Here is a 25,142-nt window from a genome sequence, read left to right as displayed (position 1 = left end):
ATCACTCAATCTTTGTAGACAATATTTCTCGCAGACATAATCAATTCATCTGCTTCTTCTTTTGATAAAGCAAAATCTTCCAAGTAACCTTGGATTTTCACTCTTTCACCTTTTACAATATCGTATCCACCTGTTAGCTCATCTGATGCCAAGTCAGCAAAATCCTCCAATGTAAGAATTTTTTGTTCACCTAAAGTCATTAACATACCAGGTGTAAGTCCTTTTAAATTTATTAACAGGTCTTGAAGGCCTAATTCTTTTATTCTTTCTGAAATATCTTCTTGATCCTTTTGATGAAATTCTTTTGCTCTTTCTATAAGAGCTTTTGCAGTATCTTCTTCAATACCTTCTATTTTCATCAAGCTTTCTGCAGTAGTATCTTTAATATCATCTATTGATGAAAAGCCTTCGGCAACAAGTAGTTGACCCAATGTTTCATCTAATTCTAAATTTTTAACAAAGTTTTCTGTTTTTTCTTTAAATTCAGATTGTCTTCTTTCTGAGTCTTCTGCATCAGTCATTATGTTAATTTCATAATTTAATAACTTTGTTGCAAGTCTTACATTTTGACCTCTTCGTCCAATTGCTTTACTCAAATTTTCTTCTGTTAAAATTACATCTAATTTTTTTCTTTCTGAGTCAACATTTACTCTTTGAACTTCTGCTGGAGATAAAGCGTTTGAAACTAAAATTGCTGGATCTTCTGACCAGTTTACAATATCAATTTTTTCCCCTTGTAATTCATTTACAACAGCTTGAACTCTAGAACCTCTCATTCCTACACAAGCTCCAACTGGATCAAGAGAAGTATCAACGGCTTTTACACAAATTTTTGCTCTACTGCCTGGATCTCTTGATGATGACTTAATTTCAATTAATCCATCGTAAATTTCTGGAACTTCTTGAACAAAAAGTTTCTCCATAAATTTAGGGTGTGCTCTTGATAAGAAAATTTGTTGTCCTCTTGGCTCTCTTCTGACATCATAACAATAAGCTTTAATTCTATCTCCAGCCTTAATATTTTCTCTTGGTATCATTTCATTTTTTTGGATTATTGCTTCTGTACGCCCAAGATCTGCTATCACATTTCCAAATTCTAATCGTTTAACAATACCACTTAAAATTGAATCCTTTTTATCAATAAAGTCATTGTACTGTCTTTCTCTTTCAGCCTCTCTGACATTAAAACTAATTACTTGTTTTGCAGTTTGGGCTGCAATTCTACCAAAATCAAATGACGGCAATGGTTGTAATACTTCGTCTCCAATTGCTTTATCTTTGTTAATTTCATTTAGATTAATAGCATCTTCAAGCTTAATTTCTGTATTAGAATTTTCAGGATTTTCAGCAACAACCAATTTTCTAAAAATTTCTATATCTCCATTATCTCTATTAATAGAAACTTTAATTTCATTTTCTTGACCAAATTTAGATTTGGCTGCTTTTGCTATACCAGTTTCCATAGAACTAATGATTAGTTCTTTGTCGATAGATTTTTCTAAAGCAACAGCTTCGGCAATTCTTAATAATTCTAGTTTATCTGCTCTTTTATTTAACATGTTTTTGTTTGCTCCAAAAAAAAATGGGCTAATGCCCATTTTGTAAATTCAATAATGTAAGGGCAATATAGTAAAGTTTTTTTTTAATTCAACAGAAACTATTTAGAAAAATGACTTGTTTTATCTGTTTTTTCCCAAGAAAATGAACCATTGTCTTCTGGTGTTCTTCCAAAGTGGCCGTATGCAGCTGTTTTCTCATATATTGGCTTATTTAAATTTAACATCTCTCTAATTCCTCGAGGGCTCAGATCAAAATTTTCATTTATCTTATCTAAAACAAATTTAATCTTATCCAAATCATTATCAAATAAATCAACATAAATTGACAATGGTTTTGACACACCAATTGCATAAGCTAATTGAATTAAACATTTGTCAGCAATTTTTGAAGAAACAACATTTTTTGCAATATACCTTGCTGCATATGCAGCAGATCTGTCCACTTTAGTTGGGTCTTTTCCAGAAAACGCGCCGCCACCATGAGGCGCTGCACCACCATAAGTATCTACTATAATTTTCCTTCCAGTTAATCCACAATCTCCATCAGGACCACCAATTACAAAATTGCCTGTAGGATTAACATAAAATTCATCTTCATTAAAACCTTCAAGAAAATTTGATGGAATAGATTGTAACATATAAGGTCTCAATAAATCTCTAACTTGTGCTTGATTAACATCTTTTGTGTGTTGAGAAGATATTACTACAGATTTTACTTTTGAAGGTTTTCCATCTACATATTCAAAAGTAACTTGGCTTTTACTATCTGGTTCTATGTTTTTTAATTTTCCTGACTTTCTATCTTCTGCCATCAATCTTAAAATTTCATGAGAATAATGAATAGGTGCAGGCATTAAAACATCTGTTTCATTACAAGCATAACCAAACATGATACCTTGGTCTCCAGCTCCTTCATCTTTGTTCCCAGCTGAGTCTACGCCCATTGCAATATCAGCAGATTGTGAATGAAGATGACTTTCTATTTTAGTTGCTTCTCTCCAGGTAAATCCCTCTTGATCATAACCAATATCTTTTATGCAATTTCTAACTTTTTCAATTAATTCATCTTGCTTAATTTCAGGACCTCTAACTTCACCTGCTAAAACTACTTTATTAGTTGTTGTGAGCGTTTCACATGCAACTCTTGAGAAGGGATCTCCAGAAAGGTAACTGTCGACAACCATATCTGAAATTCTATCAGAGACTTTATCTGGATGACCTTCAGATACAGACTCACTTGTGAAAAGATAATTTTTTAAATTACTCATTATTAATTCTATTAAATGAAAAAATTATAAAAATATATAATAAAATTAGAGTCAAGAAGATTTTATTTCCATATTTAGAAAATATGGTTGGTTGTATTTTTTTAGTCTCCTTAAAATCTATATAACCTGATTTACCATATTCAACTTTTTGCTCAATAATACCTAATGGATTAATAATAGCTGCAATTCCATTATTTGCTGAACGTAATAAATATTTACCACTCTCTATTGCTCTAAAAATGCTATGTGTAAAATGTTGCTTGGGACCTATTGAGTCACCAAACCATCCGTCTTCAGAAATATTAATTATTAGATCAAAATTTGCGTTAGTAAAAATTTTACCCGAATAAATTATCTCATAACAAATCAATGGTAAAATTTTTATATAGAAACCCTCTCTATTAATCTCCATAATTTCTCTTCTATTTCCCTTTGAAAATGATTGATAATTATTTGTAATTGACCTTAAACCAAGAGCTTTTAATTTATTTTCGAAGGGTAAAAATTCGCCAAAGGGCACAAGTTTTACTTTATTGTAAAAATTTAATAATTCTAAATTATGATCATAAATAGATAGAGAATTAAAATAATTAATACTTTCTTTATTGTTTGTTTGATTATTAATACCAATTAAAAATAAGTGATTTTTATTAAATCTCTTTTCAAATAACCATTTATATTCAAACAGTTCTTTTTGTGAAATTTCTGGAAGAATTCCTTCTGGCCACACAAAAATCGTTTTTTCATCTTTTTTAGGTTCACTTATTTCAATTAAATCATTTATTACTGAAACAGGATCAATATTTAAGTAAAATCTATCAAGACTAATATTTGAACCAATTACTCTTATTTTGTAATTGTAAGATACAACATCTGATGTATTAAATTTTTGTTTATAAGATGATCCATGCATAAAAAATAATAGTGGCATTATTAAAAAGACAATGCATACGCCTATATCTTTTTTTGTATCTCTTAATATGAAAACTGCGGGACTAGTAAACAATGAAATGCAGAATAAATTAAATCCATAAGTTCCAATAAAGGAAGTGATACTTAAAATTTCTAGATGATTTGAAAAACTATAAGCAATTAAATTCCAAGGGAAACCAGTTAAAATTGATCCTCTTATAAATTCAAAAATTCCAAAAAATAATGAAAAAGAAAAAAAGGAGCTTACAGTTTTTTTAGGTCTTGAAATTATAAAACATAAGGTAACCAATCCAAAAAAAATACCTAAAAAAGCTGGTATTAGAACAGCAGCTATAGGAATTAAAAATTTAAAATTTTGATCAAATGTTAAAGATATCGATATCCAATATAAACTTGATAAAAAAAAGCCAAATCCAAACAACCACCCATATAAAAAGAAAGTTTTTTTATTTTGGGTAATCTTAGATTTTTTAAATAAAAATATAAAAAAGGCACTAAAAGTAAAAAAATTTATTATTAAGTAGTTATATGGAGGCAGACTTAAGGATGAAGCCACGCCTAGAGAAATTAAAAATATTATTTCAATGTAATTTTTTTTTATCAATCTAATTCATCTTTGAAATTACTGATTTATATATTTTTTCTTCCTCATTTAGCATTTTTGTATAATCGTCATCTTTAATATGATCAAAACCAAGTAAATGAAGAAATCCGTGTATAAAAGTCTTAATTAGTTTTTCTTTAAAATTTTTAATATTTTGTGATTTTGGTTTATTCATAAAATTATAACTAATTATAATGTCTCCAATATATGTTTTTTTAGCTATTGATATTTTTTTAGTTAAAGGAAATGAAAGAATATCAGTAGACTTATTTTTGTTTCTAAAATCTTTATTTAATTTTTTAATACATCTATTATTTGAAAGAAGTAAAGTGAGGTTGACTCTCTTGTTGGGAAATTGATATTTTTTTGGAAATAAGCTACAGATTTTTTCAAAGAAAAGTTCCTTTTTTCTTAGTTTTTTTGACCAAGCTTTCTCCTCTGAGAAAACTTCAATATTAATCATTTTTTGAGTATGCTTTAACTATTTTAGACACAAGTGGGTGTCTGACAACATCAGAGTGATCAAAATCAACTACTGATATTTCATTTAAATGGCCCAATAACTCTTTTGATCTAACTAAACCAGACATATTTTTATTTGGTAAATCAATTTGCGTTGGATCGCCGTTAACAACTATTTTAGAATTTTCTCCAATTCTAGTTAAAAACATTTTAATTTGAGTATCAGTTGCATTCTGTGACTCGTCTAAAATTGCAAATGAATTTTTAAGAGTTCTTCCTCTCATGAAAGCAAGTGGTGCAATTTCAATATCACCAATTTCAATCATTCTTTGAATTTTTTCAAAATCAAAAAGATCATATAAAGAGTCATACAAAGGTCTCAAATAAGGATCTACTTTTTCTTTCATATCACCAGGTAAAAATCCTAACCTTTCACCAGCCTCAACAGCTGGTCTAGATAAAATTATTCTTTCAATCTTTTTTTCTAACAACATTGTAAGACCTACAGCTACTGCTAAAAATGTTTTTCCCGTTCCTGCTGGGCCTGTTGAAATTATTATATCACTTTGTCTTAAAGCTCTTACATAATCTTTTTGTTTTTCTGATCTTGGAATAATAGACTTTTTTGGCGTCTTAATTATATCTGTGACATTATTATTTTTAACTTTTTCATTAATCATAAAATTATCAACTGAAGAAAGTATGTCCTTGTTCTCTATGCTCCCATTGTTAATAAATTGATTAGCTAAAAATTTAATAGCATTTTTAACTATTTCATTTTTTTCAGGATTAGATTTGATTAGAATAGAGTTACCTCTCGAGTATAAACTTGTCTCTGTAATTTTTTCTAATTCTTTTAAATTTTTATTAAACTCACCTACAACACCAATTAAAAGTTCATTGTCATGAAAAATAACACTAAGAGAATTATTGTCTGAGTAAACAAACTTTAATGATGTATCGCTATTTTTTTTTGTTAAACTATTCAATTTTCATGCTACTTTTTGTTTGGAGCTTAAAACTCTTTCACCGAATAAAGTACTTCGATTACTATTGTTGATTTTTACTGACACAATCTTACCGACATCTTCCTTTTTACCATTAAAAATAACTGATGTCATATATTCTGATCGACCAAAAACTTGAGCTTTATCCTCTGTTAAATTTTCAACTAAAACATTAATTGTTTTATTTTCCAATGATTTATTCATATGTATTTGATTATCATATAATTGACTTTGAATTTTTTCCAATCTTTCCATAGAAATTTTTTTATCTATTAATTTCAAATCTGCTGCAACTGTTCCTGGTCTTGGGCTGAAAATAAAAGAATAAGAATTTATAAACTTAATTTCTTTAATAAGTTTAAGAGTAGCCTCAAAATCATCATTTTCTTCTCCAGGGTAACCTATAATAAAGTCACTTGAAAATTGGATACTAGGGTTAATTTCTTTTAATTGGTCATATGTTTTATAATAATTGCTAATAGTATGCTTTCTGTTCATGAGATTTAAAATTTTGTCTGATCCACTTTGAACTGGTAAATGTACCAGGGGCATAAGTTTTTTTGAATTTTTGTAAACTTCAATTAAATCCTCTGTCATATCTTTGGGGTGTGATGTTGTATATCTAATTCTTTTAACCTCAGAATATTTTTCAATTTCTAATATTAAATTTGACAATCTGTGTTTTCCATTTTTGTATGCATTTACATTTTGTCCAAGTAAAATAATTTCTTGTGTACCAGATTCTGCTAAATACTTTACCTCATCCAAAATCTGTCTAAATGGTCTTGAATATTCTGGACCTCTTGTATATGGCACTACACAAAAATGACAAAACTTGTCACAACCCTCTTGGATTGTTAAAAATGAAGAAATTTTACCTGAGTCATTTTTAATTTTATTAAAATATTTAAATTTTGTAATTGGATCAAATTCTGTTTCTTCTACTTTTTTATTTTTTGAAATATAATTTAAGATTGTATCATTAATTTTATGATAAGCTTGTGGTCCAATTACAAAATCGATGTAGGGTTCTCTTTTTAACATTTCTTGATTTTCTGCCTGTGCAACACATCCAACAATAATTACTAATGGTTTTTTTTTTGATCTAAAAATTTTTTTAACTCTTCCAATTTCATGATAAACTTTTTCTTTAGCTTTATCACGTATGTGACACGTATTTAACAAATAACAACTTGCGTCTTCATAGTTTTCTGTTTTTTCAAAACCAATTTTTTTTACTGAGTCATATATTCTATTTGAGTCATACTCATTCATTTGACAACCAAATGTTTTGATAAAAATTTTTTGTTTCATTTATTGGGACTTTTTCTTTATCCCATATAATTCGAGTTTATGATCTACTAGCTTATAACCATATTTTTCTGCTACTTTTTTTTGAAGTTTTTCAATCTCTTCATCTACAAATTCAATAATTTCACCTGACTTAACATCTATTAAATGATCGTGGTGTCCTTCGTTTAACTCTTCATATCTTGCTTTTCCTCCCTTAAATTCATGCTTGGCCAATATACCCGACTCCTCAAATAATTTTACAGTTCTATAAACAGTGGCAATACTAATTTTTGAGTCAATTTTAGAAACTCTGTTATATAACTCATCAACATCTGGATGATCAGACGATTGGGACATTACTTGTGCAATTACTTTTCTTTGATCAGTTAACTTTACACCCTTAATCAAACATTTTTCTTCTATGGTTTCTGACATAATTAATTTTAACTTATATAAGCAGGATTAATCAAATTTTTTTTAATTTTATATTTTTTACATAAATTAGGTATATTTTCATAACTTAAATCACTTTCATCTTTAAAATTATTTATATTATAACAATAATAATCTATCTTTTTCGCAACATTAAAAGCCTTAACTATAGATAGAGAGTTTCTTATCCCGGCAAAACTTCCTCGTCCTTTATTGATATAAATTGCGCTAATATCAACTATTTTAAGATTTTGTGATGAAAGAAAGTCATTAATAATTATAGTAAATTTTTCATAATTAATTTTAGTATTCTCACATGTAATATTATAAGTATTGCCAGTAGTGATGATCATTAAAAAAATATTTTCATTAGTAACATCTATAATAAGTTTGTTCATTTTTATCCTGTTTATAAGCACAGATTCTATTTCAGATGAAGATAATATCAAATACTATTCTGGTGATGAAGGTATTTTGTCGTTAATGTATCACCGCTTTAATGAGCACAAATATCCCTCAACCAATATTCAAATGAATATTTTTAAGAAGCAAATGGAAATAATAACAAACTCTAATTATACTTTTTCAAATCCTAAACAATTTGAAAAAAATTTTTACGTACCAAAAACAAATAAAAAAATTCTTATTACAATTGATGATGCTTTTCAGTCATTTTATCAAGAAGCATGGCCATATTTAAAAAAAAATAAGATTCCCTTTATCTTATTTGTTTCAACAGAGCCTATTGGGAAAAAGGGGTATATGACTTGGGATCAGATTAAAGAAGTTGAAGCTGAAAAATTTACCTCTATAGGACATCATTCACATTCTCATGGATACCTTATTGATGGTAATAATGATTTATTCAGCTTAGATGTAGAAAAAGCAAACAAAATATTTTTAAAAAATCTAGGCTACATACCAAACTTATTTTCTTATCCTTTTGGTGAATATTCAAAATTCATGAGAGATTATATTTCTCAAAATTTTGATTATGCTTTCGGTCAACATTCAGGTGTAATTGATTTAAATAAAGATAAATTTGAACTACCTAGATTCCCAATTAATGAAAATTATGGAGACCTAAAAAGATTTAATTCCATTATAAATTTGTATCCACTTGAATATGAACAATTGCTTCCTTTGGAAAAAAATTTATCAATAGAAAATAATCCACCAAATTTTCAAGTTAAATTTTTTAATGAACAAAAAAATATTAAAAGTATCGACTGCTACTCTAATGAATTAGATAAATGGGAAAAATCAAACACAAGGTTAAACAATAGAATATTAACCGTCGAATTTAGGGGTCCATTTATACCAAGAAGAGGTAGAATTAATTGCTCCTTGAATGACAACGGCAAATGGCGGTGGTTTGGTATTCAATTTCCAATTAAAGAAAACTAGATTAAACTTTCAAGATCTACACTTGAGGGCAGTAATTTTGCATCATCAAAATCTTGTAGTTTGTTTTGTTCTATTATTTTCTGTAAGACTTCAACATATTGATTGCCTGTCTCTGCATATTTATTTAGATATTTAGAAAGTTCCATGCTGTCTAATAATCTATTAGAGTCTCTAAACTCTGCTCTAGCTTTTCTAAAAGCTTTATAAGTGGAATGAGTATTTAAATTTCTTTGATAAGCTCTAACTGATGCTTGAAGAATATTAAATTTCATAACTTTATGATCTTCACCTTTTTCAGCATTTTTAGGCTTAAGACCTTCTCCTGACCACGTCCACTGTCCAAACAAAGCATTACCTTCTTGTGCAAATCTAGAAGTTCCCCAGCCTGTTTCTTTAGCTGCCTGAGCTATTGCCAATGATACGGGTATTACATCCATTCTTATTTTTAATGTTGATAAATCTTTAGATTTAATTCCATATTGTTTATATTTTTTATCTAACCATTGCTTTTCTGAATTTGAGTTGTTGCTTTTATTAATAATTTTAAAGAGTGTTCTTCTATCTAATTTAATATTATTATTTTCTTGTATGACCAAAGGTAAAATGATTTGAATAAAAAATTCTTTCCTTTTTTTTACACTTTCAATCATTTTAATCTCTTGAGGCAATAAAGTTAGAGCAACTGGTTTAACTAATTTATTTTTTCTAACATCATTAAGATTATATCCGGTATCCTCAAATAGTTCTATTATAGTTGAGGCACTTAATCTTACAGAATCAGACTCTAAATTATTCAAGCTAAAAATATCAAAAAGCATATCCTCTTCCTTAAGAATTTTATTTTCATTTTTGTCTTTTTTATTAAGAGTATATGCCAAGACCTTTTTAGAATTATTTGTATATTCTTTTGTATTAAAATTTTTATCAGCAAAATTAATAAAAATAGGAGTGATGAAAAAAAAAGAGATAACTGATAAACTGCTTATAAAAAACCTTATTAAAGTATTTTTATTTTTTTTTTAAGTGAATCTTGACTATTATTCATATTTTAAATAGCAACAACTTCTTTAACTTCTGGTAAATAATGACATAGAAGATTTTGAACACCTTGTTTTAATGTCATTGTAGAACTTGGACATCCAGAGCAACTTCCTTGCAATTGAACTTTAACCACACCGTCTTTGAACTCTTTAAATTTAATATCTCCTCCATCTCTTGCTACTGCAGGTCTTATTTTTTGGTCTAAAATTTTTACTATTCTTTGTTCTATTTCATCCAGATTTGCATTTTGCTCATCTAAACTTTCATCAATAACAAACTCTTTTCCTTCAGAATAAAAATCATTGATAAATGAAACTACAATATGTTTTATATCATCCCATTTGGTTATATCTTTTTTGTTTACAGAGATGAAATCTTCTCCTAAAAAAATTCCTTCTACCCCATTTATAGAAAGTATATTTCTTACAAGTACATTTTGTGTGTCATCTTTATTGATAATTTCATATGGACCACTATTAGACACTTTTTTTCCAGGCAGAAACTTAAGTGAATTAGGGTTTGGTGTCACTTCTGTTTGAACGAACATGGATTATATATAGTGAATATTTAAAAAATTAACACTTGATAATAAATTTTATCTAAAAACCTACTATTTCTTTAATTCTTTTGATCTTTTTTGAAGCTATTTTATTGGCCCTTTCAACTCCTTCTAGAAGCGTATTATCTAAATACGATTTGTCATCTAGTAATTTTTTAATTTCTAATGAAATAGGTTGAATTTTATCTATAAGAACTTCGGATAATTTTTCCTTAAATTCTGAAAAATTTTTTCCATCAAAAATCTCTACACTTTTTTCTAAAGTAGAATTTGTTAAGCTTGCATATATCCCTAAAAGATTTTTTGCTTCTAACCTTTTGGCAAGATCTTTCGTGGTGCTGGGCATTGGCATTGGGTCTGTTTTTGCTTTTTTAATTTTATTAATAATCAGGTCTTTATCATCAGTTAAATTTATTCTACTTAAATCTGATAATTCAGATTTACTCATTTTTCTTGAACCATCTTTAAGACTCATGATTCTTGAAAATTCTTTTTGTATTAAAGGCTCTGGAACTTGTAAAAAATTTTCTATTTCAAAATCACTATTAAACTTTTGAGCAATATCTCTACATAACTCTAAATGTTGTTTTTGATCATCTCCAACTGGAACGTGGGTTGCATCGTACAATAGAATATCAGCTGCCATTAGAACTGGGTAAGAATAAAGCCCCACACTAACTTTTTCCTTGTCTTTACCAGCTTTTTCCTTAAATTGAGTCATTCTATTTAGCCATCCCATTCTAGCAACACAGCTTAATATCCATGCACCCTCTGCATGAGCAGGTACTTGTGATTGATTAAAAATTATACTTTTTTTTGGGTCTATCCCACTTGCAATAAATGTAGCTATAGTCTCTTGGATATTGCTTCTAAGTTCCTTGGGATTTTGTTTAACAGTAATTGCATGCAAATCTACAACACAGAATATACACTCATTTGAATTATCATTGTTTAAATCTACAAAATTTTTAATTGCACCTAGATAATTTCCTAAATGAAGATTACCTGTTGGTTGAACACCTGAAAAAATTTTTTTACTCATTATATTTTAATAGTTTAGTTTAAAATCACTAATTTTAAAAGCTTTGATGAAATAGCACACAATTAAATAAAATGATAATCCAATTATAACAGATAAAACTAAATATAAAGATTTAATTGAATGATTAAATACTAATTCGTTTTGAAAAAAATTTAATAAAAAGTTAAAAAATAATCCCATCATAATTGATGCAAAAACTATTTTAATAAATTTGATAAAAAATATTTGATTGAAATAAAATAATTGTCGATTTTTTAAAAATATAAATAACATTATTGAATTAATCCATGACGAAATCGATGTTGCTAATGGAATTATTATAAAGCCAATTTCACTAAAATAATAAACACTTATAAAAATATTAAGTAATACTGAAATCAAAGAAATGTAAAATGGTGTTTTAGTATCATGATTTGCAAAGAAAAAACTTGAAAAAACTTTTATTAAAGCAAAAGCAGGCAAACCTAATGCAAAATAATATAAAGCTAAACTTGAGTTATTCACCGAATTCTCATTAAAAGATCCATATCCAAATAAAGCTGAGATAATTTCTTCTGATCCAATGGCTAAAGCGATAGTTGCTGGAAGACTTAAAAAAAAACTTAATTCAAGAGCTTTATTTTGTATAAGCAAAATCTTATTTTTTTTTCTAGATTGGATATGTTTTGAAAGTTGTGGAAGTATAACAACACCAATAGCGATACCAGCTATAGCTAAGTTAATTTGATAAATTCTATCTGCATAATATAAATAAGAAACTGCACTTGCTTGAAAAGATGCAATTACTGTTCCAATTAAAATATTAATTTGAGTAACTCCAGAGGAAAAAATACTTGGTAAAAGTTTTTTAAAAAAAAACTTAACTTTGTTACTAGCTTTAAATTTGAAATTCAATTTTAGCGTAAAATGTTTTGATACAAATCTATATAAAAATATTAATTGTAAAAAACCAGCCAAAGAAACACCATAGGACAAATAATGAACTAATTGATCACCTAAAGATTTCGAAAAAATTAATACTAAAATTAAAACAATGTTTAAAATTATTGGGGCTGCAGCTGCAGCTGCAAACTTATTATGTGAATTTAAAATTGCAGAAAAAAAAGACGCTAAACAAATGAAAAATAAGAAAGGAAAAGTAATCCTTGTTAAATTTATTGCTACTGTCATTTTTTCTAAATCACCAACAAATCCTGGGGCAATAATTGAAACAAATGTAGGCATAAAGATTTCAATTATTATTGTTAAAAATAACAAACCTAAAAAAAGAAGATTAAAAACATCATTAGCAAATTTATTTGATTGTTTTTTACCCTTATTTATTTCTGATGAATAGCTTGGGACAAATGCTGCATTAAAAGTACCTTCAGCAAATAATCTTCTGAATGTGTTTGGAATTCTAAATGCTACAAAAAAAACATCAGCTAATGCTCCTGTACCAAGAAATACTGCAATAAGAATATCCCTTAAGTAGCCAAGCAACCTACTTATTATTGTAAAAAAACCAAATGTGCCTGTTGACTTAACTATGTTCATAAATCATATTAGTCTTAATTTTACCCTAATTGTATACCTAATTATCAAAAATGAAAAAAACTAACATTTATCATTACACCGACAAAGAAGCTCTAGATTTTCATAAATATAAAAAACCTGGGAAGATCGAGATTATTTCATCAAAAAATATGACTACTAAGAGAGATCTTGCTTTAGCATATTCTCCAGGCGTTGCAGCTCCTGTTAGAATGATTAGTGAAAATCCAGAAACAGCATACGATTATACCAGTAAAGGTAATTTGGTAGCTGTCATCAGTAATGGTTCTGCAATTTTAGGAATGGGTAACTTAGGGGCACTTGCATCAAAACCTGTAATGGAAGGTAAAGCAGTGCTTTTTAAAAGGTTTGCAGATATTGACTCTATTGATCTTGAAATAGACTGCTCTGATGCTGAAGAAATTATTAACTCGATTAAAAATTTTGCTCCAAGTTTTGGAGGAATAAACTTAGAAGACATAGCTGCTCCTGATTGCTTTATAATTGAACAAAAATTAAAAGAAATTTTAGATATTCCTGTTTTTCATGATGACCAACATGGAACCGCTATCATAACAACAGCAGCTTTAATAAATGCACTAGATATAAGTGGTAAATCAATAAAAGAAATAAAAGTAGTTGTTAATGGAGCTGGCGCATCTGCACAAGCATGTACAGAATTGTTTAAAAATTCTGGTGTACCAAATGAAAACATAATTATGCTGGATAGAAAAGGCGTAATCTACAAAGGAAGGCCTGATGGCATAGATCAATGGAAATCTAGGTTTGCAATTGAAACTAATTTAAGGACTTTAGAGGAGGCAATCAAAGGTGCGGATGTTTTTCTAGGTTTGTCTGCAAAGGGTGCTCTAAAAAAAGAATTTGTAAAAACAATGGCAAAAAATCCTATAATTTTTGCCTGTGCAAATCCTGATCCAGAAATTACTCCTGAGGAAATAAACGAGGTAAGAGATGATGCAATTATTGCAACTGGTAGATCAGATTATCCAAATCAGGTAAATAATTTAATTGGCTTTCCCTATATTTTTAGAGGTGCTCTTGATGTTAGATCAAAGACAATAAATGAGGAAATGAAAGTTGCTGCAGCACAGGCTATTGCAAAGCTTGCAAGAGAAGATGTTCCTGATGAAGTTGTTGCTGCTATGGGAGGTGAAAGACCGCATTATGGTAAAGAGTATATTATTCCCTCTACATTTGACCCTAGATTAATCAGTATAATCCCAGCAGCTGTTGCAAAAGCTGCAATGGATAGTGGAGTTGCAAGAAGAAATATTGAAGACTTGGAAATATATAAAGATCAACTTAAACAAAGATTAGACCCTACAGTGACAATAATGCAGGGAATAAACTCTTACATAAAAAAAAATCAAAAAAGAATTGTATTCGCAGATGGTGAAGATAAAAATACACTTAAAGCTGCAATAGCATTTAAGAATTCTAAGTTAGGTATTCCAATTCTAGTTGGAAAAGAAGATAAGATAAAAGAACAAATTAAAAATATTGGTTACAGTGATAATTTTGATATTGAAATAGTTAATTCTAAAGATGAAGAGAAAAGAAATAAATATGTAAATCATTTGTTTCAAAAACTTCAAAGAGAACAAGGTTTGCTGGAAAGAGATTGTGATAGACTTGTTAGAAATGATAGAGTTATATGGGCAACTAGCATGGTTGCTTGTGGTGATGCTGATGGTGCTGTTACCGGAAACACAAGGAGATTTGGTGCTTCTTTAGAGAAAATTAAACAAGTAGTGGATGTAAGAGATGGAGAAATCATGTTTGGGCTAAATATGGTTGTTCACAAAGGTAAAACCATTTTTGTAGGTGACACTAGTGTTCATGAATATCCAACATCAGAACAAATGGCTGAAATGGCAATTTCTACAGCGAGAGTAGTAAGATTATTTGGTTTTGACCCAAAAGTAGCATTTGTTTCTCACTCTACATTTGGTCAACCTCTTACGAGCCGAACAAAACATATTAGGAAAGCAGTGGATATTTTAAAAGAAAAAAAAGTAGATTTTGAATTTGATGGAGATATGCAACCAGATGTTGCTCTAAATCCAGAGTATCAAGAATTATACCCTTTCTCAAAAATTGTTGGTAAAGCAAATATATTAATCATGCCAGGACAGCACAGTGCAGCAATATCTTATAAGATGATGAAAATATTAGGAGATACTAAAGTTATTGGTCCATTGTTAATTGGGCTTGGGTTGCCAATAGAAATTGCTCCTCTAAGATCTTCAACGTCAGAACTAATCAATTTAGCCTCTATTGCAGCATATTCTGCAGATGTAATTGATTACAAAAAATAATTACTCTTTTTGAATTCTTAAATCTTCTACAAGGATAATGCTTGCAATTACATCTTCTACGTCCAATATCTCTTTAGCTTCACTTATGACTAAATCTTTTTCTTCAGGAGTTAATGAAATTCCATAAACATAGATTTTTTTCTTATAAGTATCTATTTGGTAATTGGTTGCTTTAATATTTTTATTTAAAATTAGTGCTGTCCTAAGTTGAGAAGTTATTAAAATATCTTTCGCAGATCTTTTAAAATTAAATTCTTCTTTTATTTTAATATCATTTCGAACAGATCTAGCTCCTTTTGTCTCCCAGGCTAATTTTGTTAATAGCAGTTTTTCCTCAGGATTTTCAACTTTTCCTGTTAAAAAAATTCTTCCATCTAATACTTTGGATCTTACTGATATTAAATATTTCTTATCTTTAATAAGAATTCGTGCAGCTAAATTTTTTTGCATAATCGAATCGTCCATTTGAGTTCCAACAGATCGTGGATCAAAAGCAATACTAACCCCTGAGCCAAAAATTCCTTTTGATGACACTCCAATACAACCAGATAAAATTGCACTAAGTAAAATAATTAATATATATTTAGTTTTCATTTTTTAATTTCAAGCAATAATTATAAATTTCTTTCTTAGATATGTCTTTTGTTTGACAAATAATGTCTGTAATTTCTTTTACAGTTAATTTATTAATCATCATCCTTATTATATTCATATCTGATTCACTCAATTCTTGTGAATTAATTTTATCATTTTTTTTTTCAGAAATTACTATTGTTAGCTCCCCTTTTAGCTCCATATTTAATATATTCAAATCATCTATATTTTTTCTTATAAATTCCTCATATATTTTTGAAATTTCTCTACAAAATACTATTTTTCTTCCACTAAAGTTTTTTTTTAATTCGGGAATAATTTTGTTTACTTTTTTTGGAGACACAAAAAAAACACACGTTTCATTAAATTTTGAAATTTTATTAAGAACATTTTCAATTGCTTGTTTTTTTTCAGGTAAAAATCCATAAAAAATAAATTTTTCTGAAAAGCCACTTATTGATACTGCTGCTGCAACAGCTGAAGGTCCTGGAATTGGAATAATTCTAATATTATTTCTAACACATTCATTCACCAATATTGCGCCTGGATCAGAAATACTAGGTGTTCCAGCGTCTGAAATTAATGAAATTGTTTCTCCAGATTTAAGAAGATCTATAATCTTATTTAAATTTTTTGACTCATTAAATTTATGATTTGAAATCAGACGTGATTTTATTTCATATCTATTTAATAGAATCCTGGAAACTCTCGTATCTTCACAAAGAATATAAGTTGATTTTTTTAATATTTCTATAGCTCTTAAAGTAATATCTTTTAAATTACCGATTGGTGTTGACACCAAATAAAGACTATTTTCATTATCTTTTATTTGAGATTGTGATTTTATGATCATAATTGAGCTTAAAAAACATTATACTAACATTAAAATGAGTAAATTTATTAAAATTATTTTTTTTGTAATATTAAATTTTTCATTATTATTTTCATTTTCTACCAAAGCCTCCGAAAAAATTAAGATTGGTCTCATGGTACCTTTGACTGGTTCCAATAAAGAGCTTGGGCAATCAATTATTAAAGCTGTAAGACTAGCCGTGAAAGATATTAATAATGATTCCATAGAAATTATTCCCAAAGATACAGCTTCTAAGGCAAACAAAGCACTTAAGTCAGCATTTGAATTAAAACAAATGGGTGTAAAGGTTGTAATTGGGCCTGTTTTTTATGAAAGCATATCTTATTTAGATGAAATCAAAGATATAACTTTTTTGTCTTTAACAAACAAAACATTAGATCTTCCAAAAAATGTAATTTCTGCAGGAATAAACTCTACTTCTCAATTCAATACCATAAAAAAATTTATAAAGACAAACAAAATAAAGAGGACAATATTTTTGACACCTATTCAAGATTATGAGTTTGAAGTTAAAAAAGGAATTAAAGATTCTAGAATCAAAATATTTAAAGATTACGACTATAGTACAGAACCTACAAAATTAACTAAACAAATTGAAGAAATTACCAATTATAGAATTAGAAAACAAAACTTAGAGGATGAAATTTTAAGATTAAAAAAATCAAATCAGTCAAATAAAGAAAAAAAAATTAAAAAACTTGAACAGAGATATACGTTAGGAGGTTTAAATTTTGAGGCAGTCGTTATTGCAGATTTTGATGAAAGTTTAAAAAGTGTATCCACATCACTTTTATACACAGACGTTTCTCCTAAAAATAAGTATTTTATTACATTAAACCAGTGGTTTGATAAAAGTTTATTAAATGAAATAGATATCCAACCCTTATATTATCCTTCAATAAATAAAAGTAATTTTGATAATTACAAAGACAAGTTTTTTAATGAGTTTAAAGAATACCCTTCACACTTAGATTTATTAAGCTACGATCTTGTTGGACTTGTCTATTATTTATCATTAAAAACTAACCTATCTAATTTAAACAAACTTTTTAAAAAAAAGAATTCTTTTAAAGGCAAGATTGGTATTTTTGATATCAAAGACAATAAAATTAATCACCGTTTAAACTTTTATAAAATTGAAGATAAAAAAATTATAGAAATTTTTTAATTTTTTGAAATGCAACAAAACGATGGTCTATTTTATATTTTTGTATAGAACTCATTTCACCAAAAGTTTTTCTTTTATTTTTTGGAATAAAAATTGGATCATAACCAAAACCATTTTTCCCTTTTGGTTTTGCTGAAATATATCCTTCAACTTTACCCAAAACAGATACTATTTTTTTATCTAAGTAACAAATTGATAACGCACAAATAAATCTAGCTTTAACTTTTTTATATTTCCAGTTTTTATCCTTTTTTGATAATTCTCTGTACACTCTATTTATTGCTTTTTTAAAATCACCTTTTTTTCCACCCCATCTAGCCGAATAAATTCCTGGACTTTTATCTAGAATATCAATCTCAAGCCCTGAGTCATCAGCAAGACAAAATTTTTTTGTTTTTTTTGAGTAATACTTAGATTTAATGATTGAGTTTTCTGTGAATGTCAGTCCATCTTCTCTTGGACTCTTAAGTTTAAATTCAGATATTGAGTGGGTTTTAATGTATTTTGGCAATAAATCTTTAATTTCCTTATATTTTCCCTTGTTATTAGTGCCTACGAGCAATTTTGAAATTTTTTTCATTAATACCTAGCAATTTTGAGATTTCATACCATATATGCCTTCATGGAAAAAGAGGAAAACCTAAGCCAAGAAAATGCTACAGCAGAAACGTTAAATGAAAGCAATAAAGCTGGTAAACAATCAGACGATAAGCTTGATGAAAACAATGGTGTGGAAGAAAAATTAGAATTATCTCCAGAGGAAAAAATAAAAGAATTAGAAGATAAATTAGCAAGAACTTTTGCTGAAATGGAAAACCAAAGAAGAAGGTTTGAAAAAGAAAAAGATGATGCATTTGATTATGGAGGTTTTACATTTGCAAAAGAGGCTTTAAATTTAATTGATAACCTTGCAAGGTCAAAATTAATTTTAGAAAGCGATGAAGCCCTTAAGGATACTGAGGCATTAAAAAAAATCCTAGAGCATTTCGATATAATTAATAAAGATTTAATCTCTATTTTTACTAAAAATAATATTAAACCAATTGATTGTCTTAATAAAAAATTAGACCCAAATTTACATCAAGCAATGATGGAAATTGAAGACAATCAAAAAGAACCTGGAACTATTGTTCAAGAAGTTCAAAAGGGTTTTATGATAAAAGACAGATTGCTAAGACCCTCTTTAGTTGGTGTGTCTAAAAAGACAGAAAATAAAGATGATAAAAGTGAGGAAAATATAGAAAATTTAGACAAATAATTACATTTGTTGAGCTTGTAGAATTAATATTAACACATATATGAAAGGGAGAATTTAAATTATGAGTAAAATTATTGGAATAGATCTTGGTACAACAAACTCATGTGTATCAATAATGGAAGGAAGCCAACCTAAAGTATTGGAAAATGCTGAAGGTGCTAGAACAACCCCTTCAGTTGTAGCTTTTACTGACGATGGAGAAAAACTAGTCGGCCAACCTGCTAAAAGACAAGCTGTAACAAACCCTGAAAATACAATTTTTGCTGTTAAAAGACTTATTGGAAGAAATTTTGAAGACCCAACAGTAAAAAAAGATATAGCTGCAGCTCCTTTTAAAATAGTTAACTCTGAAAAAGGTGATGCTTGGATTGAAGCAAAGGGTGAAAAATATTCACCTTCACAGATATCTGCTTTCATTCTTCAAAAAATGAAGGAAACAGCTGAGAAATATTTGGGTCAAGAAGTAACTAAGGCAGTAATAACTGTTCCTGCGTACTTTAATGATGCTCAAAGACAAGCAACAAAAGATGCTGGTAAAATTGCAGGCCTAGAAGTTTTAAGAATTATAAATGAACCTACTGCAGCATCACTTGCATACGGTTTAGATAAAAAACAAAATAAGAAAATTGCAGTATACGATTTAGGTGGAGGAACATTTGATGTTTCTATTCTTGAATTGGGAGACGGTGTATTTGAAGTTAAATCCACAAATGGAGATACTTTTTTGGGTGGCGAAGACTTTGACAACGCAATTGTTGATTACTTAACTGCAGAGTTTAAAAAAGATAATGGTATAGATTTAACATCAGATAAACTTGCCCTTCAAAGATTAAAAGAAGCTGCAGAAAAAGCTAAAATTGAACTATCTTCAGCAGAACAAACAGATATCAATTTACCATTTATCACTGCTGATAAAACAGGCCCAAAACATATTAATTTAAAAATGACAAGAGCCAAACTTGAAGCTCTTGTTGAGGATTTAATCACTAGAACACTACCACCTTGCAAAACAGCATTGAGTGATGCTGGCATATCAGCAAGTGACATAGATGAGATTGTTATGGTTGGTGGAATGACCAGAATGCCGAAAGTTCTAGCAGAAGTTAAAAACTTTTTTGGAAAAGACCCAAATAAAAGTGTTAATCCAGATGAAGTCGTTGCAATGGGTGCAGCTATTCAAGCGGGTGTACTTCAAGGTGATGTTAAAGATGTACTTCTTTTAGACGTTACACCTTTATCTCTTGGTATTGAAACTTTAGGTGGTGTATCAACTAAGCTAATTGAGAAAAACACAACAATACCAACAAAAAAGAGCCAAGTATTTTCTACAGCAGAAGATAATCAGCCTGCAGTTTCTATTAGAGTACTTCAGGGTGAAAGAGAGATGGCAACTGATAATAAAATGTTAGGAAACTTTGAGTTAGTTGGTATTGCTCCAGCACCAAGAGGAGTTCCTCAAATTGAAGTTACTTTTGATATTGATGCTAATGGTATAGTGAGTGTTTCAGCAAAAGATAAAGGAACTGGTAAAGAGCAAAAAATTCAAATCCAAGCTTCAGGCGGACTAAGTGAAGATGAAATTGAAAAAATGGTTAAAGATGCAGAAGCTAATAAGGAAGAAGATAAAAAGAAAAGAGAGACTGTAGACACAAGAAATCAAGCTGACACTTTAATTCATTCAACTGAAAAGAATCTTAAAGAGCATGGGTCTAAAATTACTGATGCTGAGAAGAAAGCAATTGAAGATGCATCATCCAACTTAAAAGAAGCTCTTAAAGGAACTGATAATGAAGATATTAAGAAAAAAACGGAAACGTTAGTTCAGGCATCAATGAAATTGGGTGAGGCTATATATAAAGCTCAAGAGAAAAAACCAGATACACCTGATGATAATAAAAATAATGATAAAGGAAAAAAAGACGATAACGTAGTTGATGCAGATTTTGAGGAAGTAAAAGAAGAAGGTAAAGAAGAAGGTAAAGAACAAGATAAAGAAAAAAGCGCTTAAGACTATCAACGACCATTATCTCAAAGTAATTTATGGCTAAAAGAGATTTCTATGAAGTTTTAGGCGTTGGAAAAAGTGCATCTCCTGATGAACTAAAATCAGCTTACAGAAAACTTGCTGTCAAATACCATCCTGATAAAAATCCTGGCGATAAAACAGCAGAAGATAAATTTAAAGAGGCCAGTGAGGCATATGGTATTCTTTCAGATAAAGAAAAAAAACAAAATTATGATAACTTTGGACATGCAGCCTTTGAGAATGGTGGTGGAAGACAAAGTGGAGGTTTTGGTGGTTTTGGTGGTGCAGATTTTTCAGATATTTTTGAAGATTTTTTTGGAGATTTTGGTGGTGGTGGAAGATCAAGAAATAGAAGCTCCAACAATAGAGGGTCAGATCTAAGATATGATCTATCAATTTCACTTGAAGAAGCTTACCAGGGCAAAAAACAGGATATAAAATTTTCAACTACTGAAAAATGCAATACTTGTAAAGGAAATGGCTCAAAACCTGGCCATTCTCCAGATAGATGCACTTATTGTGGAGGAAGCGGTAAAATAAGATCTAATCAAGGCTTTTTCACCGTTCAACAAACATGTCCCCAGTGTAATGGTAATGGTGAAGAAATCACTAACCCTTGTAATGACTGCAACGGTCAAGGAAAAAAACAAGCCTCAAAGAAAATATCAGTAACAATTCCAAAAGGTGTTGATGATGGAACAAGAATTAGGTTAGCAGGCAAAGGAGAAGCTGGCAGCAGAGGTGGGGCAACAGGAGATTTATATTTATTTATAAATGTTAATTCACATGATCTTTTTAAAAGGTCTGATGAAAATTTATTTTTTGAATTTCCTATTTCATTTGCAGATGCAGCTCTTGGAACAACTATTGAAATTCCAACTATTGATGGTGGTAAAGCAAAAATTAAAATTCCTGATGGAACCCAAAATGGCAAACAATTCAGACTCAAGGGTAAAGGGATGCCTTTTATGCGCAGAGGTGATTATGGTGATTTATACGTACAAGTAAATACAGAAGTTCCAATATCTCTCAACAAGCAACAAAAAGAATTATTAGAAAAATTCAGAGAAATTGAGAATGAAAGATCAAATCCAAGTATTAAAAAATTCTTTCAAAAGGCAAAAAATTTCTGGAAAATAAATTAATAACTATAATTTTTATAACTGTAATTATCTAATTTAAAGTTATAGTATTCAATATAATGAATAGTGCAGTAAAAAAAATTATCTTATCATCTTTTGTGTTAATTTATGTTTCAAGTTGTTCAACTGCTGTAACTGTTGTTGATACATCAACATCAGCAGTAATAAATACAACAAAAGGAATAATTCACTATTCTACTTGTCCATTTACAAAAAAAGAGTGTTTTTAATTTAAAATGAAAATGATTAATTTAGCTATCACAGGATGTATGGGGAGGATGGGTCAACAACTAATAAAATCTTCAAAATCAAATAAAAATTTTAGGTTAGTTGCACTTACAGAAAGCACTACTATTAATAGGAAATTTAATGGGGTTAAACCTGAATTAAATACAGTAAAAGCATTCGATAAAGCTGATGTAATAATTGATTTTACAGTACCAAAATGTACTCTAGAAATTCTAGGTATTGCTTCAAAACTTAAGAAGAAAGTAATTATTGGAACAACTGGTTTTACTCAAAAAGAAGAAAAAATCATAAAAAATTACTCAAAAAAAATATCTATTTTAAAAGCTGGAAACATGAGTTTGGGTATCAATTTGTTAATGTACCTAACAGAAATAGCATCAAAATCTTTAGATGAAAGTTATAAAAGTAAAATTTTTGAGGCACATCATAAACATAAGAAAGATTATCCATCAGGTACTGCTTTAATGTTGGGAAAGGGAATTGCTGATGGAAAAAATAAAAACCTATACAAATTGATTGGTAAAAAATTTTTAAACAAAAAAAAATTTCCTTTTGGTAAAAAAATAAATTTTAACTCATTGCGTAAAGATGAAATCATTGGTGAACATGAAGTGACTTTTTCAAGCGGAAAAGAAATTATTAAGTTAAATCATGAAGCTTTTGACAGAGCTTTATATTCAGATGGTGCACTAACAGCTGCTAAATGGATAACAAATAAAAAAGCTGGATTTTACACAATGAGAGATTTGTTAAATTTTTCATAATGAATGAAAAAGAGAAGGCCAAAAAAATCATTAAGATTTTAAATAGAATTTATCCAAAAACTCCAACTCCTTTAAAGCATAAAAATAAGTTTACTCTTTTAACCTCTGTCCTTTTGTCTGCACAATGCACTGATTTAAATGTCAACAATGTTACTAAAAATATATATCCAAAATATTATAAACCAGAGCACTTTGTGAAATTAGGAATAAAAAAAATTGAAAAATTAATAAAGCGTATTGGCATCTTTCGGATTAAGGCAAAAAGTATTTATTTAATGTCTCAACAACTAATAGATAAACATAATGGAAAAGTGCCAAAAACTTTTAAAGAACTCGAGTTATTACCTGGTGTTGGCCATAAGACAGCTAGTGTAGTAATGTCTCAAGGATTTGGATATCCTGCTTTTGCAGTAGACACCCATATTCATAGACTGGCGCAAAGATGGGGGCTTACTAGTGGCAAAAACGTTATTCAAACAGAGAAAGATTTAAAGAGAATTTTTCCAAAAAGCACCTGGTCTAAACTACATCTACAAATAATTTTTTATGGTAGGGAATTTTGTAAAGCTCGAAACTGTTATGGTTTAGCTTGTAAAATATGTATCTCTTGTTATCCTAACAGAAAAAAACCTGTAGTTACAAAAAAAGCTTAAAATGAAAATATTGGGAATAGGAAACGCAATTGTAGATGTTCTTTGTAAAGTGGATGACAATTTTTTAAGAAGCAATTCTCTTACTAAAAGTACTATGAAGTTAGTAAATGAAACTGAATTTAAAAACCTAATATCACTACTCAAAATTGAGGAGACTATTTCTGGAGGATCTGTTGCAAACTCTATCGTAGGGCTTTCACAATTAGACAATGATGTAGGTTTTATAGGTAAAGTGAATAAGGATCATTTAGGTCAACAGTACGAAGATGGATTAAAAAAAGAAAAAGTTAATTTTTTATACTCAAAAAAAGATGAAGTAATCTCTACAGGAACTTGCTTAATATTGATTACACCCGATTCAGAACGTACCATGTGTACTTATTTAGGAATAGCTGGAAAAATAAATGAGCAAGATGTTGATCTTAATAAAGTTAAAGAAAGTGAAATTGTATTTCTTGAGGGATATCTGTGGGACGAAGGTGAACCAAAAAAAGCTTTTGATAAAGCAATCAATAATTCAAATAAAGTTGCAATGTCTTTATCAGATCTATTTTGTGTAGAAAGACATAAAAGGCAATTTTTAGAACTTGTAAAAAATAAACTAGATATTGTTTTTGCAAACGAGCAAGAAATATTATCTCTAATAGACAGCACATCTTTCAACGATGTAATCTCATTTTCAAAAGAATTGGATAAAAATGTTATAATTACAAGAAGTGAAAAAGGATCTGTTTCAATAAAAAACAATGAAGTATGTGAATGTAAGGCGGAAGAAAACCTTAAAATTGTTGACCTTACCGGTGCAGGAGATTTATTTGCTGCAGGATATTTGCATGGAGTAATCAATAAAATGAGTGTTAAGGAGAGCCTTTTAAAAGGCACTGAGCTTTCTTCAAAAATAATTCAAAAAATTGGTGCAAGAATTTAATTTTTGC

25 protein-coding genes are annotated in these 25,142 nt (G+C 28.9%); 10 read left to right on the top strand and 15 right to left on the bottom strand.

Translation table 11 applies throughout. From position 1 onward, the window contains the following. Positions 1–5: 5 nt before the first annotated feature. The 8 genes from nusA to ACIJYH_RS07155 form a co-directional block, all read right to left on the bottom strand. On the bottom strand, positions 6–1,559 hold the full coding sequence (nusA, locus tag ACIJYH_RS07190) for a transcription termination factor NusA (protein ID WP_435162985.1): 1,554 nt from the start codon (positions 1,557–1,559) through the stop codon (positions 6–8). Between the two features lie 98 nt (positions 1,560–1,657). Further along, entirely contained in the window at positions 1,658–2,827 is a 1,170-nt protein-coding gene (gene metK, locus ACIJYH_RS07185; protein WP_435162983.1) for a methionine adenosyltransferase, read from the bottom strand. After that, positions 2,820–4,364, bottom strand: coding sequence for an apolipoprotein N-acyltransferase (gene lnt, locus ACIJYH_RS07180; RefSeq protein WP_435162981.1), 1,545 nt, complete (start codon positions 4,362–4,364; stop codon positions 2,820–2,822). The genes metK and lnt overlap by 8 nt, the downstream gene beginning before the upstream one ends. Before the next feature lies 1 nt (position 4,365). After that, the gene (gene ybeY / locus ACIJYH_RS07175; protein ID WP_435162979.1) at positions 4,366–4,827 is read right to left on the bottom strand and encodes an rRNA maturation RNase YbeY; all 462 of its coding nucleotides are present in this window, start codon (positions 4,825–4,827) and stop codon (positions 4,366–4,368) included. Further along, positions 4,820–5,815: a PhoH family protein gene (locus ACIJYH_RS07170; protein ID WP_435162977.1), complete on the bottom strand. Its 996-nt coding sequence runs from the start codon at positions 5,813–5,815 to the stop codon at positions 4,820–4,822. The genes ybeY and ACIJYH_RS07170 overlap by 8 nt, the downstream gene beginning before the upstream one ends. 3 nt (positions 5,816–5,818) lie before the next feature. Then, a complete protein-coding gene (miaB, locus tag ACIJYH_RS07165) occupies positions 5,819–7,147 on the bottom strand; it encodes a tRNA (N6-isopentenyl adenosine(37)-C2)-methylthiotransferase MiaB (protein ID WP_435162975.1) in 1,329 nt (442 codons plus the stop codon). After that, positions 7,148–7,561, bottom strand: a complete 414-nt coding sequence (locus ACIJYH_RS07160; protein ID WP_435162973.1) for a Fur family transcriptional regulator — start codon at positions 7,559–7,561, stop codon at positions 7,148–7,150. Positions 7,562–7,569: 8 nt separating this feature from the next. After that, entirely contained in the window at positions 7,570–7,956 is a 387-nt protein-coding gene (locus ACIJYH_RS07155) for a peptidase M22 (RefSeq protein WP_435162971.1), read from the bottom strand. A gap of 154 nt (positions 7,957–8,110) precedes the next feature. On the opposite strand from ACIJYH_RS07155, the gene ACIJYH_RS07150 reads away from it, so the two are divergent. Next, complete coding sequence (locus ACIJYH_RS07150) at positions 8,111–8,965, top strand: polysaccharide deacetylase family protein (protein WP_435162969.1); 855 nt, start codon at positions 8,111–8,113, stop codon at positions 8,963–8,965. Here ACIJYH_RS07150 and ACIJYH_RS07145 read toward each other — a convergent pair. The 4 genes from ACIJYH_RS07145 to murJ form a co-directional block, all read right to left on the bottom strand. Then, complete coding sequence (locus ACIJYH_RS07145; RefSeq protein WP_435162967.1) at positions 8,962–9,843, bottom strand: glucosaminidase domain-containing protein; 882 nt, start codon at positions 9,841–9,843, stop codon at positions 8,962–8,964. The two genes, ACIJYH_RS07150 and ACIJYH_RS07145, sit on opposite strands and share 4 nt — an antisense overlap. Positions 9,844–10,013: 170 nt before the next feature. Further along, entirely contained in the window at positions 10,014–10,553 is a 540-nt protein-coding gene (locus tag ACIJYH_RS07140; protein ID WP_435162965.1) for a NifU family protein, read from the bottom strand. Between the two features lie 52 nt (positions 10,554–10,605). Then, complete coding sequence (gene trpS, locus ACIJYH_RS07135; RefSeq protein WP_435162963.1) at positions 10,606–11,607, bottom strand: tryptophan--tRNA ligase; 1,002 nt, start codon at positions 11,605–11,607, stop codon at positions 10,606–10,608. Positions 11,608–11,613: 6 nt separating this feature from the next. Then, on the bottom strand, positions 11,614–13,143 hold the full coding sequence (murJ, locus tag ACIJYH_RS07130; protein WP_435162961.1) for a murein biosynthesis integral membrane protein MurJ: 1,530 nt from the start codon (positions 13,141–13,143) through the stop codon (positions 11,614–11,616). Positions 13,144–13,193: 50 nt separating this feature from the next. Between murJ and ACIJYH_RS07125 the strand changes: the two genes are divergently transcribed. Continuing rightward, positions 13,194–15,479: an NADP-dependent malic enzyme gene (locus ACIJYH_RS07125; RefSeq protein ID WP_435162959.1), complete on the top strand. Its 2,286-nt coding sequence runs from the start codon at positions 13,194–13,196 to the stop codon at positions 15,477–15,479. Here the strand turns inward: ACIJYH_RS07125 and ACIJYH_RS07120 are convergent, their stop codons facing one another. Further along, entirely contained in the window at positions 15,480–16,073 is a 594-nt protein-coding gene (locus tag ACIJYH_RS07120) for a BON domain-containing protein (RefSeq protein WP_435162957.1), read from the bottom strand. Continuing rightward, positions 16,063–16,926, bottom strand: coding sequence for a 16S rRNA (cytidine(1402)-2'-O)-methyltransferase (gene rsmI / locus ACIJYH_RS07115; RefSeq protein ID WP_435162956.1), 864 nt, complete (start codon positions 16,924–16,926; stop codon positions 16,063–16,065). The genes ACIJYH_RS07120 and rsmI overlap by 11 nt, the downstream gene beginning before the upstream one ends. Between rsmI and ACIJYH_RS07110 the strand changes: the two genes are divergently transcribed. After that, positions 16,919–18,115, top strand: coding sequence for an ABC transporter substrate-binding protein (locus tag ACIJYH_RS07110; RefSeq protein WP_435162954.1), 1,197 nt, complete (start codon positions 16,919–16,921; stop codon positions 18,113–18,115). The two genes, rsmI and ACIJYH_RS07110, sit on opposite strands and share 8 nt — an antisense overlap. On the opposite strand, the gene rdgB is transcribed toward ACIJYH_RS07110, so the two are convergent. Continuing rightward, positions 18,099–18,695: an RdgB/HAM1 family non-canonical purine NTP pyrophosphatase gene (gene rdgB, locus ACIJYH_RS07105; protein WP_435162952.1), complete on the bottom strand. Its 597-nt coding sequence runs from the start codon at positions 18,693–18,695 to the stop codon at positions 18,099–18,101. The genes ACIJYH_RS07110 and rdgB overlap by 17 nt on opposite strands. A gap of 42 nt (positions 18,696–18,737) precedes the next feature. On the opposite strand from rdgB, the gene ACIJYH_RS07100 reads away from it, so the two are divergent. The 7 genes from ACIJYH_RS07100 (at position 18,738) to ACIJYH_RS07070 (ending at position 25,135) form a co-directional block, all read left to right on the top strand. Beyond that, a complete protein-coding gene (locus tag ACIJYH_RS07100; protein WP_435162950.1) occupies positions 18,738–19,373 on the top strand; it encodes a nucleotide exchange factor GrpE in 636 nt (211 codons plus the stop codon). 61 nt (positions 19,374–19,434) lie between these two features. Continuing rightward, positions 19,435–21,381 (top strand): molecular chaperone DnaK, encoded by a 1,947-nt coding sequence (gene dnaK, locus ACIJYH_RS07095; RefSeq protein ID WP_435162948.1) that lies wholly within the window; start codon positions 19,435–19,437, stop codon positions 21,379–21,381. A gap of 32 nt (positions 21,382–21,413) precedes the next feature. After that, on the top strand, positions 21,414–22,544 hold the full coding sequence (gene dnaJ, locus ACIJYH_RS07090) for a molecular chaperone DnaJ (RefSeq protein WP_435162946.1): 1,131 nt from the start codon (positions 21,414–21,416) through the stop codon (positions 22,542–22,544). Positions 22,545–22,600: 56 nt separating this feature from the next. Further along, on the top strand, positions 22,601–22,771 hold the full coding sequence (locus ACIJYH_RS07085) for a hypothetical protein (RefSeq protein WP_435162944.1): 171 nt from the start codon (positions 22,601–22,603) through the stop codon (positions 22,769–22,771). A gap of 6 nt (positions 22,772–22,777) precedes the next feature. Further along, positions 22,778–23,554 (top strand): 4-hydroxy-tetrahydrodipicolinate reductase, encoded by a 777-nt coding sequence (dapB, locus tag ACIJYH_RS07080; RefSeq protein ID WP_435162942.1) that lies wholly within the window; start codon positions 22,778–22,780, stop codon positions 23,552–23,554. Continuing rightward, complete coding sequence (gene nth, locus ACIJYH_RS07075) at positions 23,554–24,207, top strand: endonuclease III (RefSeq protein WP_435162940.1); 654 nt, start codon at positions 23,554–23,556, stop codon at positions 24,205–24,207. The genes dapB and nth overlap by 1 nt, the downstream gene beginning before the upstream one ends. A 1-nt stretch (position 24,208) precedes the next feature. Next, a complete protein-coding gene (locus ACIJYH_RS07070; protein WP_435162938.1) occupies positions 24,209–25,135 on the top strand; it encodes an adenosine kinase in 927 nt (308 codons plus the stop codon). Positions 25,136–25,142 lie beyond the last annotated feature (7 nt).

The sequence above is a fragment of the Candidatus Pelagibacter bacterium nBUS_25 genome (genome assembly GCF_051200975.1).
Taxonomy (GTDB): Bacteria; Pseudomonadota; Alphaproteobacteria; order Pelagibacterales; family Pelagibacteraceae; genus Pelagibacter.
Note: the sequence above shows the minus strand (reverse complement) of the source record. Positions and strands in the feature narration are given on the sequence as shown.

Coding starts and splice junctions, on each gene's coding strand:
- nusA (WP_435162985.1), bottom strand. CDS start 1,559: ATGTTAAATAAAAGAGCAGATAAACTAGAATTATTAAGAATTGCCGAA.
- metK (WP_435162983.1), bottom strand. CDS start 2,827: ATGAGTAATTTAAAAAATTATCTTTTCACAAGTGAGTCTGTATCTGAA.
- ybeY (WP_435162979.1), bottom strand. CDS start 4,827: ATGATTAATATTGAAGTTTTCTCAGAGGAGAAAGCTTGGTCAAAAAAA.
- miaB (WP_435162975.1), bottom strand. CDS start 7,147: ATGAAACAAAAAATTTTTATCAAAACATTTGGTTGTCAAATGAATGAG.
- ACIJYH_RS07160 (WP_435162973.1), bottom strand. CDS start 7,561: ATGTCAGAAACCATAGAAGAAAAATGTTTGATTAAGGGTGTAAAGTTA.
- ACIJYH_RS07155 (WP_435162971.1), bottom strand. CDS start 7,956: ATGAACAAACTTATTATAGATGTTACTAATGAAAATATTTTTTTAATG.
- ACIJYH_RS07150 (WP_435162969.1), top strand. CDS start 8,111: ATGGAAATAATAACAAACTCTAATTATACTTTTTCAAATCCTAAACAA.
- ACIJYH_RS07140 (WP_435162965.1), bottom strand. CDS start 10,553: ATGTTCGTTCAAACAGAAGTGACACCAAACCCTAATTCACTTAAGTTT.
- trpS (WP_435162963.1), bottom strand. CDS start 11,607: ATGAGTAAAAAAATTTTTTCAGGTGTTCAACCAACAGGTAATCTTCAT.
- murJ (WP_435162961.1), bottom strand. CDS start 13,143: ATGAACATAGTTAAGTCAACAGGCACATTTGGTTTTTTTACAATAATA.
- ACIJYH_RS07125 (WP_435162959.1), top strand. CDS start 13,194: ATGAAAAAAACTAACATTTATCATTACACCGACAAAGAAGCTCTAGAT.
- ACIJYH_RS07120 (WP_435162957.1), bottom strand. CDS start 16,073: ATGAAAACTAAATATATATTAATTATTTTACTTAGTGCAATTTTATCT.
- ACIJYH_RS07110 (WP_435162954.1), top strand. CDS start 16,919: ATGATCATAATTGAGCTTAAAAAACATTATACTAACATTAAAATGAGT.
- rsmI (WP_435162956.1), bottom strand. CDS start 16,926: ATGATCATAAAATCACAATCTCAAATAAAAGATAATGAAAATAGTCTT.
- rdgB (WP_435162952.1), bottom strand. CDS start 18,695: ATGAAAAAAATTTCAAAATTGCTCGTAGGCACTAATAACAAGGGAAAA.
- ACIJYH_RS07100 (WP_435162950.1), top strand. CDS start 18,738: ATGGAAAAAGAGGAAAACCTAAGCCAAGAAAATGCTACAGCAGAAACG.
- dnaK (WP_435162948.1), top strand. CDS start 19,435: ATGAGTAAAATTATTGGAATAGATCTTGGTACAACAAACTCATGTGTA.
- dnaJ (WP_435162946.1), top strand. CDS start 21,414: ATGGCTAAAAGAGATTTCTATGAAGTTTTAGGCGTTGGAAAAAGTGCA.
- ACIJYH_RS07085 (WP_435162944.1), top strand. CDS start 22,601: ATGAATAGTGCAGTAAAAAAAATTATCTTATCATCTTTTGTGTTAATT.
- dapB (WP_435162942.1), top strand. CDS start 22,778: ATGAAAATGATTAATTTAGCTATCACAGGATGTATGGGGAGGATGGGT.
- nth (WP_435162940.1), top strand. CDS start 23,554: ATGAATGAAAAAGAGAAGGCCAAAAAAATCATTAAGATTTTAAATAGA.
- ACIJYH_RS07070 (WP_435162938.1), top strand. CDS start 24,209: ATGAAAATATTGGGAATAGGAAACGCAATTGTAGATGTTCTTTGTAAA.